This is a genomic window from Escherichia sp. E2586 (assembly GCF_005781105.1).
Lineage (GTDB): Bacteria > Pseudomonadota > Gammaproteobacteria > Enterobacterales > Enterobacteriaceae > Escherichia.
The window spans coordinates 86,290-100,131 of sequence record NZ_VATN01000006.1 but is presented as its reverse complement, the minus strand read 5'-3'; the positions used below and the strand labels follow the sequence as shown (position 1 = coordinate 100,131).

At 49.7% G+C, this 13,842-nt stretch carries 5 protein-coding genes; all 5 read right to left on the bottom strand.

Features of this window, described 5'->3' with window-relative positions:
• Positions 1-5 precede the first annotated feature (5 nt).
• On the bottom strand, positions 6-323 hold the full coding sequence (gene yehK, locus FEK50_RS05645) for a protein YehK (RefSeq protein WP_131161438.1): 318 nt from the start codon (positions 321-323) through the stop codon (positions 6-8).
• A gap of 60 nt (positions 324-383) precedes the next feature.
• Positions 384-4,031, bottom strand: a complete 3,648-nt coding sequence (locus FEK50_RS05640) for a DUF4132 domain-containing protein (protein ID WP_131161437.1) — start codon at positions 4,029-4,031, stop codon at positions 384-386.
• 9 nt (positions 4,032-4,040) lie between these two features.
• Positions 4,041-7,835 (bottom strand): WGR and DUF4132 domain-containing protein, encoded by a 3,795-nt coding sequence (locus FEK50_RS05635; protein ID WP_131161436.1) that lies wholly within the window; start codon positions 7,833-7,835, stop codon positions 4,041-4,043.
• A 12-nt stretch (positions 7,836-7,847) separates the two neighbouring features.
• Entirely contained in the window at positions 7,848-11,645 is a 3,798-nt protein-coding gene (locus FEK50_RS05630; RefSeq protein WP_131161435.1) for a WGR and DUF4132 domain-containing protein, read from the bottom strand.
• 140 nt (positions 11,646-11,785) lie between these two features.
• On the bottom strand, positions 11,786-13,819 hold the full coding sequence (metG, locus tag FEK50_RS05625) for a methionine--tRNA ligase (protein ID WP_004999891.1): 2,034 nt from the start codon (positions 13,817-13,819) through the stop codon (positions 11,786-11,788).
• Between the last annotated feature and the right edge of the window lie 23 nt (positions 13,820-13,842).

The window sequence follows — 13,842 nt, the reverse complement described above, 5'->3', positions numbered from 1 at the left end:
GTATATTATTCTATTTCTTGTTTGAATATATTCTGTAGTTCACGATTAAAAATTGCTATTACAGTTTCAGGTGATTCACCTCGTAATTTCCGCTCATCAATACACTCATCTCTTATATAAATCAACGCATCATTTATTAGCGGGTCAGCATCTTCTCGATCACGTTGATGAAATGTTGGATGTAGCCGGAATCGCTCCAGTCGATAGACGGAACCTGTAAATAATTCAGAGCATTTATGGATCTCAAGTCTGAAGGAAAACGGATCTTCAGGTACAGGGACCTCATAATCGTAAATAGCAACCAGCTCTTTTTGCACGATCATCGCTTTCCCCGCTGGTAAGTCGTGTAGATAACGGGCAGTTGCATCACTGCCCGCTGTGTTTTAATGGAAAATGACGTCAGGTGCGCTTAACGCCTCACTTAAATCAAACGTATCGAGTTCGGCAAAAGTGACGGATTTATTGTCACGGTACACCCGAAGAGAATGGAAGCTCATCAGCGCTTTGCTATCAGCACTGTAGTGGTTAAAACCGGGTGAAAACTTAAGGACCAGCCGGTACGCGCCCAGGTCATAGACAAATGCGTCCTCATAGCCTGACTCCCAGCCTTTGTATCGCATTCCCATAAGTTGCCCAACGGTAGCGGATTTACCTTCCCAGCGAGTCAGGCTGTTACTGGTTGACTCGTCAGGTGTGAGCAGTACCGTGCGCCGCGCCAACTGGCGAAAAGGCGGCATAATTTCGTAATCGGCAAAAAGCTGTGCAAATTCACTGCGCATTTCTGCTGTCATTTCTAACGGGTGGGCAATGCCAATCAGAGCATCGGCAGGCAGGTCAATTGGCTCATCTTGTGCATTGCAGAATTCCCCCTCTGCGGCCACACGAAAGGCGTTGAGTAAACGACGCGGTTCATTTGCCAGATAAACGCCCCATATCAGTCGCTGGGTAACCAGGCGAGTAAATGGATGATTAACAAAGAGAGAATGAAAATCTGTCAGCGACCAGCGTCGGGTAGTACGTAGTGCCGTTTCAAGACGTGGGAGCAGGTTTTTGCTCACCTGAGTGGCATCTTTTTTTAGTCCTTTTAGTCGGGCCAGTGCATCGGATGCTTTTAGTTGGTCGTCATCGGCGCGCAACCGGGGAACACTTTTCTGGCGAACGTTTTGTTGATCGTAGATAACTGGGTTGAGGTTTTCATCGAAGCGAACGGTAAACTGCCGTGGACCAAAATCAAAAATCAACGCCTGCGGATCATCGAGGCCCAGTGTTGGGACTAATCTGTCCGCTAACTCTTCCTGGCTTAACCCGCGATTTTCTGCGACCACCTGAAGTAACTCCGCCGCGTTATCACGTAAGGGGCGGGATTTCGCCCGTTGCGATATATGATGCAGCTGTATCAGCGCCATATCATTATTCATCAGGGTAAGTATATTCAGACCACTGACAGCACGGGCAGATTTGCCTTCTTGTGGCCAGGCGAGGAGCTGTGTCGTCAGATCACGTGCCGTGCTTTCGTCGCCAAAGAGACTTAACGCCAGAAATGCCCAGTTGTCTTTTGCGGGGGCGCCAGCTTGTTGCCACGCGGTAAAGAGATCCCAGGCAAAAGTGGCCAGCGTTTGCGGTTGGCAGAACGTTTTCAGTTGTTCCAGCCCGCTATAAAAACGTCCACCCTGGGTAAAGCGCAGCATTTCGCCGATAATTTCCAGAACGTCATCGGTAACAGGCTGATTATTCGTGATAAGTCGCGGCCTGGACCACATTGCCGGATGCCAGAAATCAGGAGCTTTTGGAATGCGTGCCGGGTAAATCTCTATTGGACTCTGTCTAAGTAATTGCTCCAGGGCAGGCCATACATCTGTACGCTGCCAGCGGTTTGCCACGGTTTGCAGCAATTCGCCATATCCTTGTTCGTAAAGTAAACGCAGGGCAAGTAATGCGGCTTCACTGTTGTCGCTGGATTTGGTGAAGACAAGAGGGATAAGTGCAGTAGCCGTATGTTCCGGCCATTGTAAAATCCACTGGCGAGCCAGATCACGCTGCGCCGCGAAACGGTGCCAGACGCGGGCAATGGGCAGGGCCAGTTCTGTTGCGCCGAAATGAATCAGCAGCGGAAATATCTCTTTTGGATGTCGGGCAAAGGCGGTGTTTAATCCAGGCAAAGCATCGGTACCCAGCACACTTAACAGATATTCCCCCCCGGTGTAATGAAAATCAGCCTCGACAATTTGTTGCCAGCACGATACCGCCATTTCGCGCGGCATCTGCGCGATAAGGTACAGATTCCAAATCCCCCAACGGTGTTCATTACCATAGTAAAATCCGCGCTGAAAAGTTCGCCACCCTCCCATCAACGCAATGCTATCTTGTGCCAGTAATGCATTGGTGGCTTCTTCCCGGTACTGTTTAGATTTGGCCTGATGCGCGTGATAAGTACGCAATAGTCCTATTGATGTGTATTCTTGCAGTTGCTGAGCATCAAAGGCATCCAACTGTCCATTAAGAAGACGCTTATTAAATTCCAGGCTATGAACGTCAAAACCTAATTCCCGCAAGAAGATATCCGCTCCTCTCTTAGCAAGATGTTCGTCAAAAGACATGGCGCTAAAATGGTCAATTGCAGCTTGCTGTTCCGGCGTCCAGTGTTTATTTAGCGACCTGTACGTTTGCGGTGCAAGCGTAAGATCAGGCAGCGAAAAGTGAGGTATGGAAGTCTTTTTCTTCCGCCCACGCCATGGTGGTGAAACGAGGATTTCAGGCATTTGGCTGTTAGGGGTGCCATCAATAACCAGTTTGGGCGGTGCCGATAAATAACTCTTCAGCTCTGCCCTGGCTTGAGTACTTAACCACGGCATCACCCTTTCTGCTAGTTGTGGCTGCGATGCCATCAGCGTTTGTAACAGCGTACGCCAGTATTCATCGCGTGCTTTTTGCTGTGCAGGCAGCTTTTTGTCTTCGATGATTGGATAACCTGGGCGGGCTGGTGGTTCTTTTAACGCCAGCAGTTCTGTCAGTGCAGCGAGTGTCGCATGGGGGAAGTTTTTACTGTATTTAGCCACACGTTGCAGGCTGGGTTTGTTTTTATCAGCAACTAACAGCAAGGTGCGGATGACTTGCGGATGGTTAATTTGTACCAGCAGACTGCCGCAATCTTCTTTATGGGCATATATCGCGAGGCGCGGAACGGCTGCCAGTCCTTGTTCGCGCAAAAGGGCAGCGCAGGCCGCGTAGCCGAAGTGGTTTTCATGCGACATGTAGCTGGCTTCGCGATCGCTAAATATATCCTGGCTCCAGTAGCGTTCGAGTTTTCTCACCGCTGTGGGGTCATTAGCAACAACTTTTAACCACTCCTTAGAATGATAATGAGTCCGCGGGCATTCAAGGTCTACCAACTCATTGGCGATTTCTGGTTTTTCCGGGAGGATCAGCGCAATAAAAGGGCGGCGAACTTTGGTTATTCCTGGCAGTGCGGCAATGAGTTTGTCGGCGCATCGCTGCCAGCAGCTTTCCTCTGCCAGAGAGAGGTGTTTACGCAGTCGGAGATCGAATTCGTTATAGGTTTCTGAGCGATAACCATAGCCATAGTCCTCGTTCTGATACTGCAATGTGACAACCAGAGGATCACTCTCATAACATCGTGCAATAAACTGGCGTGCAATCACCACCTCAGTCGCATATTCCAGCCCCTCTTGTTGGACGATTTCGTCGAGCAACTGTTGGCTGTCCTTTTGCGCGATACAGGCTAGCGCCGCCATTGTGCGGGCCGGGATCGTGGGTTTGTGTTCGCCGATCAAGTTGATGGCCTGCGTAATGGCGGACTGCCACTCCAGTGAAAAATTTTCATAACGCCAGATAATGTTTTTTTTCTTCTCAGCTTTTTGTAGCAATTCATCACCCAGTGTCTGGATGAGGCTTTCAGTGATAACAGGCACCGGTTCGCCCGGCCAATTGCGATGGCTGAGTGGTGTTTTGCCTTTTTTATATTTCAGTTCCACTTGGGCGTTATCCGCCAGCCACGGTAATTCCTTGTCCATGCTCTTTCCTTATTCAAACAGAGCTTCAATATCGTTAATCAACTCGCTGGCGGTGATGGCATCGAGTACGGAGAACTGCGCTTCCTGAGTTGAATGACTCCCCCAGCCATAGCTTTCTGCTTTGCCTTCCCATAGCCACAGCTTGCTTAAGAGTTGCTCGGCGCTAAGTTCGGCTGGCGACATACCAACTGCAAAGCCTTCATCGATTTCCATGATTAACGACCAGCGGCCCAGAGGTTTGATCATCCAGCCGATCCAGCCACCATCCTGTGGTTCACCACGCACCCAACCTTTATTCGCCAGCCCCATGACCCGACCACTCGGGCATTTTCTGCCTGCCCAGCGGGTCAGTTCGCTGGCATCGCGCTCGGCTTCTGTCAGCGCGTAACTGTTACGGTCAAGCTGGCGGAACGGCGGTAACAGTTCATAGTCGGCAAAAAGCTGCCCAAAGGCGGCGGCATCCGTCGGTGATATCTCCAGAATGTGAGGAATACCAATAGAGATATCGCCTTCCGGCAAAGTGAAAAGGTCATCGTCAGCGGTGCTGTAGCTGTTATCTTCAGCCACGCGAAAGCAAGCCAGTAGCTGGTTGTCGGCGCTATAAACGCCCCAAATCAGACGGCGGGTTAAGTGGCGTACCAGCGGATGCTCAACCAGAAAGAGCTGGAAGTTTTCCGGCGACCAGCGGCGGCGCAGGCACATGGCGGATTCCAGCCTTGCCACCTGCTGGGCAGCAACGGTACGCGCGTCTTTTTTCAGCAGTTTGTAGCGGTTAACAGCGTCGTCTGCCAGTGTTTCATCATCGCTTTTATTGGGTTTAGGTAAGTCTTTCAGGCGGCTGCCGGAAACATCACGCACAAAAGGTTTTAAGGTTTCATCAAAGCTGACGGTGAACTGGCGTGGGCCAAAATCCAGCAGTAGCGAACCGTTATCATCCAGACCGAGATCGGGCGCTAAGCGATCTTCAAGCTCCGCGACCGTGAGCTCGCGGCTCTCGGCAATATCGGCAATTTTCTCTTTTGCCCGCTCCTGTAATGCTTTGAATTTCAGTTTCTGGGCGATGCCGTTAAGCTGCATCAGGGCGATATCGCTGCCGATAGCTGCGAGAATATCCAACCCAACGGTGGCGCGTTTATGCTGGGATTCGCCAGGCCAGGCGCGGATTAATGGCGTCAGTTTGCGGGCGGTGTCATCGTTGCCGAGAACACCTAACGCACTGAACGCCCAGCTCTCTTTCGACGGAGCTCCCGCAGTCAGCCAGGCGGTAAACAGATCCCAGACAAATCCAGCCAGTGAGTCGGCGGTACAGGCGTCTTTCACCTGCAATAATCCCGGATACAGCACCTCTTCCTGAGGGAAGCGGAGCATTTCACCGAGGTGGAGGAGGGCGCTATCTGGCAGTGATTGGGCATTTGCTATTAATACCGGGCGGTTCCAGAGCGATGGCTGATAAAAGGCCGGAAGAGTGGGGATTTTTGTCGGGTGATTATCTAAGGCATCGAGCGCAAGCAGAGCGTTCACCGCGTCTGTTACTTCCGGCTGATTATAACGCCGAGCGATTTCTTGCAGTAATGGCTGATGACCGTTTTCGATAAGCATTCGCAAGGCAGCGCGGGCGTTATCCTGGGCTTCACCGGCTTTGCCGAGCGCCGCAGGCAGTAGGCCGGTAATGGCATGTTCCGGGTATTTCAGCAGCCAGCTACGGGCGTCTTGTCGTAGGGTTTTGAGTTTGTTGAAGGCACGGGCGACGGCAGGAGCCAGCTCACTCGCTGCGAAGTAATTCGTGATGGGCAAGGCTTCCTGCGGATAGCGTGTAATTGAGTTTACTAAACCAGGTAAACCTTTGAGTCCAAAATGTAACATGGCGTATTCGGTATCGGTATGTGGAGATAGAGTAAGGGCATTCCATGCTTTTACTGCTTTCTCCAGCGGCAATGTTGTCAAAATCCCCAAATGCCAATAATGCCCGGTAGGTGAATGAAACACCTTAAATTCACTTATTAAGGTTGAATAATCTTCATTTAGCCATGCCTCAACTACCGCTTCGGGAGCTTTAATATATGTACCAGCGATCCGTCGTTGAAAACCCATCCTTGCCAACAGGTTGGTAGTACTTTCTTCATGGCTAACCGTGATATGTTTTGAATACCAGATATATTTCGCCAAAAATTTATTACTGATTTCTTCTGTCAGATAACAGATTGGCTCAATGCCTAATGGCGCTAAATCCAGCACTGGAATCGGCGTTTTTTTCTTTTTCGAAAGCCAGGGCGGTGAGACTAATACGGCAGGCAGTAGATCGGCGCAGGCATGATTTGAGGGCTGTGTCAGTTGTTGCAGGCATGATTTCAGCACTGCAACTGCGGGTGTCGAAAGCCAGGGAATGACCTGTTCTGCTAGTGTCGGTTGCGAGATAAGCATCGTCATTAGCATAATGCGCCAACTATTCTCTTCTTTTTGCACTAGAAGTTCCGCCAATGCTGCCAGTGCTGCGTGTGGGAACGTAGTGCAAGCTTTCGTCATCCGATCGTGACAGCGTTTAGTTTGCCCGGCTACACGTATAAGCAGTGTTAATGCGAACGGATGATTGATATGACGCAACACATCGGCGCAGTAGTCACTTGCGGCATAGGGAGCAAATCGGGGCAGAGCTACAACGCCTTGCTCCTGTAATACGGTGGCAGAGCATATCGCACCACGATGGTAATCATCAAAAATGGCATATGGCTCGTGATATTTTTCTAATAAGGCAAGAATGTGCTCATCAGTCGCCACTATTTTTAGCCATTCAAGCGAGGGTATTTTTTTTTGCACCAGTAGACGCTGGGCAATTTCATGTGCAATTTCTGGTTTTTCGGGTAATAGCAAAGCAATTAATGGTTGCCGCCATTCTGGAATATGTGGAATTGCGGAAATAAGTTTTTGTGCACATTTTTGCCAGAGAGACTCTTCCGCCAGCGATAAATGTTTACGTAGGCGTAATTCAAAACTGGAATATTGCTGCAAGTTATCAGGTGCAATGCCAGACGTCAGAATAATAATGATATTATTCGCATAATCCCATTCAATATCAATCTGTTGAAGGTGTATTACTACATCAGTAGCATATTCCAGACCGCCTTCCTGAACGATCTGATCCATAACATCCTCACGCTCTTTATATCTTGTACATTTCATTTCAAGTGCCGTGAGTACAGCCATTACTGGTGGTGGTAACTGTGTTGTTTTCAGGCCGTCGATCTGACTGATCGCCTGGGCGACGGTGTTTTGCCATTCTAAAGAACAGGCGCTGAAGTCAAATGTGGCTGTTTTATTATCCCGTTGCGACACACTACAGGCTAAGCGACGTAATTGGGTCAATTTGTCTGCTTGCTGAACAGGAACTCCGGGAAAGCGACGATGGCTTAACGTGGTGTGTACAACTTCGGGTGGAAAAACGACAGCAATATCTTTCGCCAGCCACGGTAAAACAGCATCTGTATTTTTGTCAGCCGCACGGGTTTCTGCTACGAAAGAGGGTTGTTCCTGAATAATGGTGGATGAGTCCGCTACCTTGAGAGAGTCCGTTACCGTTTGGGAAGGTTGCAAAGAATTATCCTTCGCTTGCTCCACATACCCCTTCTTCACCTTCTCCGCAACCAGCTTCAGTTCCGCTTTTTCCGCCGCCGCAGTATCTGCAAAGCTTTTTACCTGACTTTGCCCGTTGGTGCCGACTTTGCCCCAACTGATATGCAGCTCGTTTCCCTGCTGCTCCACCGCCCAGAATTTATGTGATTTTTCGTCCTGATAAATATAGGTTTTCATTGCTAAATCCTTTTAATCAAACAGTGATTCGATGTCGTTAATCAGCTCGCTGGCGGTGATGTCGTCGAGCATGGAGAAAGTGAGTGAGGATTGTTTACCGTAGCGATCATCTGGCGAGGTGATTTTTACGCTTTCAACCGGTAGCTGGTCGCCATACCCCGTTTCACCATAAATTAATGAAAAAGGTTCCGTTTCAAGTTCGAGATCGCCATGAGGGGTTGTTTTGCGCATCGCATAAACGCTGCCGCTTTCTTCCAGACGTTGCCAGCCTCGGCGTTCCAGCCCGACAATGCGTCCGGCCTGGCAAAGCCGTCCTTGCCAGCGTGTCAGTTCGTGAGTATTACGTTCATTGTCAGCAAGGTGATAGCTACCTCGCTCGAGCTGTTGGAAAGGGGGAAGCAGTTCGTAATCAGCATAAATTTGCCTGAATGCAGCGGCGGATTCAGGGGGGATTTCCAGCACATGCGGAATACCGATGTTTCCTGCTGGCAGCGTGAATAGCTCATCCTGCGCATCGCTGTAAGTGCTGTCTTCTGCGACCCGGAAGCAGGCAATCAGCGTGTTTTCCTCAGTATATACCCCCCATAACAGCCGTCGGGTTAAGTGACGTACCAGCGGATGCTCCACCAGAAACAGGCGGAACTGCTCTGCCGTCCAGCGTCTGCGCTGGCACATAGCCTGTTCCAGACGGGTAATTTGCTGGCTGGCGATAGCACGAACATCTTTTTTCAACTGTTTGAAGAGATTAACTGCGTCAGTTGCCAGTGTTTTATCATCGCTCTGGTTTGGCTTAGGTAAATCTTTCAGGACGTTGCCGTTTGCATCGCACACTACAGGTTTTAAGGTTTCGTCAAAACCAACGGTGAATTTGCGGGGGCCGAAATCAAGTATCAGCGAGCCGTTGATATCAAGCCCTAAATCCGGTGCCAGGCGGTCTTCCAGTTCGGCCATTGTCAGTCCGCGATTTTCGGCGACCATATTGATTCTGTCGCTGGCATGTTCCTGTAATGCAAAGAATTTAATCTTTTGCGCAATGCCATTAAGCAACATTAGCGCAATGTCGCTACCGATACTGGCTAACACATCCAGCCCGTAAACCGCGCGTTTATGCTGGGATTCACCAGGCCAGGCGCGGATGAGCGGGGTTAGTTTACGCGCGGTGTCGTCATTGCCTAGAATCCCCAGCGAGGTAAATGCCCAGTTTTCTTTTGCGGGTGCGCCAGCTTCTGTCCATGCCATGTAGAGATCCCAGCCAAAGTCAGCCAGTGATTCGCGGGTGAAGGTTTCTTTGATGATCGCCAGCCCAGCGTAGGAGGTAATGTCGCGTGGAAAGCTCAACATTGTGCCGAGGTGGCGCATAGCGTCATCTGGCAGAGGCAGGTTGTTACTTTTAAGCCGAGGTCTGTGCCATAAGGTGAACTGATAAAAGCCGGGCAGTGGGGCGATTTTTGCAGGATATTCTTCCAGTGGGTCGCTATCAAATAATGTTGCCAGCGCAGCTAAAACATCAGGTTGATTATATCCTTGGGCGATTTCCTCAATCGTTTCTCGCTGGTTTAATTTCACTAGCAGGAGGAGTGCCTGGCGGGCATATTCCCGATTTTGGCACGGTTTGCCCAGCGCCAAAGGTAGTAGCCCGGCGGTGGCATGGCGCGGGTTATTTGCCAGCCAATTAACGGCATCCTTGTAAGCCATTTTTTTCTGTAACCGCTGCGCCATTGGTAAGGCTAGTTCACTGGCCCCAATAAAGAGGGTGAATATCCACAGTCGTTGATGATCTCGTTGCAAGCAGGTCATAAACGCAGGAATGGCCGTACTGCCAAAAATCCCCAGAATCTCTTTCTCACCTGAATATCGCTCCTCAATGATTATTTGGTTGAGAAATGAAATCGCCTGTTGTCCCGGTAAGTAACAAAGCGCAGATAGATTCCAGCTTTTGTTGGCATTGTTGTGATATTTCGCAAACTCAGCTTTTAGTGCTGGAAAATCAAAGCGCAACAAGGCATCAACAGCGCTTTGCGGTATATATTTTTTTTCATGTAAGTCATCTTCGCAATGCAGCCATTCATTAAAACCTAATTGCCAAAGGATTTGTTGTTCTGGAGTAAAAGGAATGAAAGATGTCTCCCAGCTTTCTTTTTCAATTAGTGGCAGGTCGGTAAATAAGGTTTGCTGTGATGCCTGATATTGCGCGATTTCATAGAATCTGGATATGTCAGTATGACTGATTAACTCTGTAATTCCTGGTGTGATATCCGTGACGGCAGGAATGGGAAGTACCGGTAAATTAAATACGGGTATGACATTTTTTTTCTTATTTATTACCCACGGTGGAGCGACAAGCAGCTCCGGCAACATATCCACAGTGGCGTATTCACATTTTTCAGCGACTGGCTGCGGACGACATTCAGATAAGATGCCTGCCGCTTTAGCATTAACCCTGGGAATGACGTCACATACCAACTCTGGCGTGGCGGTAATCAGTTTGACAAGTGCGTTGCGCCACTGTGCATCTTCATGTATAGCCAGCAAAGTTGCATAAGCGGCAATAGCCGCAGCGGGATGCTTTTGACAGGCTTTGCTTAGGTATTCCAGGTGCTTTTTCTTGCCAACTACACCGAGGATCAGAATTTGAATCGCATCCGGGTGATTCGTTTTCCATAACCATTTGACAAGATCTTCAGTCTCGCTGATGCGCTCGAAGAGATAAGTGGGATTGTCAGAATGGTCTTCTGTTAACTCAAGAAGTATCCGACTTACACCGCGCACCCCATTATTTGCCAGCAACATTGCCAGATAAGCGCGAAAATCACGATATAACGGTGGGAAATCGTATTTTTCTGCTGTAGTCAGAGCGGCGTCATCGGTTACCACCAGTCTTAACCAGGTCATCGCCGGAACGTTTTGGTCTGCATAGCGTAGAGCCATAGCATTGGCGATATCCGGGCGTTCAGGGAGCAGTAACGCCGCAAAAGGTTGCCGTGCGGGGGAGAGCGAGGGAATAGCCGCAAGTACTTTATCTACACAGCGTTGCCACTCATCTTCTGAAGCGAGTGAAAGATGATGACATAGACGTTGATGCCAGTTCGGTAGCGATTCTGCTTCGTGATCTGGAGGAATAATGGTCGTGACGACGCTTTTTACTGATTTATATTTTAGTTGAAGAGCGAGAAGGGCGATTTCAACGGCACTTTCCAGACCACAGCGAACGACTAAGTCATCGACCAGTTCATCTGCAGAGTAAGAGTTCCTGAAGTGCCAGAGTAATGCTGCGTCAGACTGCGCACTCCCTGTCTGTAGATTATCCCGGATTCGCAACTGTAATTCGGCAAACGCCTGCTTCCAGTTTTCCGGATAAGAACTGTAGTATTGTTTTAAATCATATGCATTGGTGTTATCTGCAATACGCTTCCATATCTCTCCTTTATTGCGCGGATAATTAATTTCTCTTGGCCTGCGGCGATGAGGAAAAGCAAATCGATTAATATCGTCAGTTACCGGAATGACTGCATTATCAGCCACCCATGGGCGTTTATTTTGACTCACAGGGGGAGTTTTAACTTCAGGAGTGGCTTTGGTGACTGGAGGGATATATACGTTTGCCGAATCGCCTTCCACATAGCTTTTTTTCGTTTTCTCTGCGATCAGCTTCTGTTCCGCTTTTGCCGCCGCAGCAGCATCAGCAAAACTTTTTACCTGGCTTTGCCCGTTGGTGCCGACTTTGCCCCAACTGATATGCAACTCGTTGCCTTGCTGCTCCACCGCCCAAAATTTATGTGATTTTTCGTCCTGATAGATAAAGTGTCTCATTCTGCATCCCTGTAATTTTATCCAGTTGAATGCAGATGCTACCAGTATTTATGCGGGTTAGAGAGAGACAAAATCGCAAGAAAACAACTTTAGGAATTTATAAAGAAAAGGCGCTGTCGATGCAGCGCCTTGAAGGGGGATTATTTCACCTGATGGCCTGGTTTAGCACCAGCATCCGGGCTTAACAGGAAGATATCTTTCCCGCCAGGACCAGCAGCCATTACCATGCCTTCGGAGATACCAAAGCGCATTTTACGTGGTGCCAGGTTGGCCACCATAATGGTGTGACGCCCGATCAGTGCCTGCGGATCCGGGTAAGCAGAACGAATGCCGGAGAAGACATTACGTTTTTCGCCGCCGAGATCCAGCGTCAGGCGCAGCAGTTTGTCAGAACCTTCAACAAACTCTGCGTTTTCAATCAGCGCCACGCGCAGGTCAACTTTGGCGAAGTCGTCAAAGGTGATGGTTTCCTGAATCGGATCGTCTGCCAGCGGGCCAGTAACTGGTGCAGCAGTGGCTTTTACTTCCTCTTTGGATGCTTCCACCAGTGCTTCAACCTGTTTCATGTCGATGCGGTTATACAGCGCCTTGAACGGATTCACTTTATGGCCCAGCAGCGGTTGCTGGATACCATCCCAGGTCAGTTCCGTATTCAGGAATGCTTCTGCACGCTCGGTCAGTTTCGGCAGTACCGGCTTCAGGTAAGTCATCAGCACGCGGAACAAGTTGATGCCCATTGAGCAAATCGCCTGCAGGTCAGCATCGCGACCTTCCTGTTTTGCGACTACCCACGGAGCCTGTTCATCGACATAGCGGTTAGCCAGGTCAGCCAGCGCCATGATTTCGCGCACTGCTTTACCAAATTCGCGGCTTTCCCACGCTTCGCCAATCACTTCAGCGGCATCGGTAAAGGTTTTGTACAGCTCAGGGTCAGCCAGCTCGCTTGCCAGCACACCGTCAAAACGCTTGTTGATAAAGCCCGCATTACGGGAGGCCAGGTTAACCACTTTGTTCACGATATCGGCATTCACACGCTGAACGAAATCTTCCAGGTTGAGATCGATATCATCAATGCGCGAAGAGAGTTTTGCCGTGTAGTAGTAACGCAGGCTGTCGGCGTCAAAATGATTCAGCCAGGTGCTGGCTTTAATAAAGGTGCCGCGAGACTTGGACATTTTCGCGCCGTTCACTGTCACATAGCCGTGAACAAACAGGTTGGTCGGCTTGCGGAAGTTGCTACCTTCCAGCATGGCAGGCCAGAACAGGCTGTGGAAGTAAACAATATCTTTACCGATGAAGTGGTACAGCTCGGCGGTGGAATCTTTCTTCCAGTATTCATCGAAGCTTACGCTGTCGCCGCGCTTGTCGCACAGATTCTTGAAGGAACCCATGTAGCCAATCGGCGCGTCCAGCCAGACGTAGAAGTATTTGCCCGGTGCGTTCGGAATTTCAAAACCGAAGTAAGGCGCATCGCGAGAGATATCCCATTGTTGCAGGCCGGATTCAAACCATTCCTGCATTTTGTTTGCCACCTGCTCCTGCAACGCGCCGCTGCGAGTCCACGCCTGCAACATTTCGCTGAAAGAGGGCAGATCAAAGAAGAAGTGTTCAGAATCACGCATTACCGGCGTAGCGCCAGAAACCACCGATTTCGGTTCGATCAATTCAGTCGGGCTATATGTTGCGCCGCAGACTTCGCAGTTATCGCCGTATTGATCCGGTGATTTACATTTCGGGCAGGTGCCTTTTACAAAACGGTCCGGCAGGAACATGCCTTTTTCCGGATCGTACAGTTGAGAGATGGTGCGGTTTTTAATAAAACCGTTCTCTTTCAGGCGGCTGTATATAAGCTCCGACAGCTGACGGTTCTCTTCGCTGTGCGTAGAGTGGTAATTGTCGTAGCTGATGTTAAAGCCTGCGAAATCAGTCTGATGCTCCTGACTCATTTCGCCAATCATCTGCTCCGGTGTGATACCAAGTTGCTGGGCTTTCAGCATGATTGGCGTACCGTGGGCATCGTCGGCACAGATGAAGTTGACCTCGTGGCCGCGCATTCGCTGGTAACGGACCCAGACATCAGCCTGGATGTGCTCCAGCATATGGCCGAGGTGGATTGAGCCGTTGGCGTACGGCAGTGCGCACGTTACCAGAATTTTCTTCGCGACTTGAGTCATAGTAGGCATTACTTCTTTGTAGT

What these genes read in the sequence shown, in the direction of transcription:
- yehK (WP_131161438.1), bottom strand. Translation starts at nt 323, where the DNA reads ATGATCGTGCAAAAAGAGCTGGTTGCTATTTACGATTATGAGGTCCCT.
- FEK50_RS05640 (WP_131161437.1), bottom strand. Translation starts at nt 4,031, where the DNA reads ATGGACAAGGAATTACCGTGGCTGGCGGATAACGCCCAAGTGGAACTG.
- FEK50_RS05635 (WP_131161436.1), bottom strand. Translation starts at nt 7,835, where the DNA reads ATGAAAACCTATATTTATCAGGACGAAAAATCACATAAATTCTGGGCG.
- FEK50_RS05630 (WP_131161435.1), bottom strand. Translation starts at nt 11,645, where the DNA reads ATGAGACACTTTATCTATCAGGACGAAAAATCACATAAATTTTGGGCG.
- metG (WP_004999891.1), bottom strand. Translation starts at nt 13,819, where the DNA reads ATGACTCAAGTCGCGAAGAAAATTCTGGTAACGTGCGCACTGCCGTAC.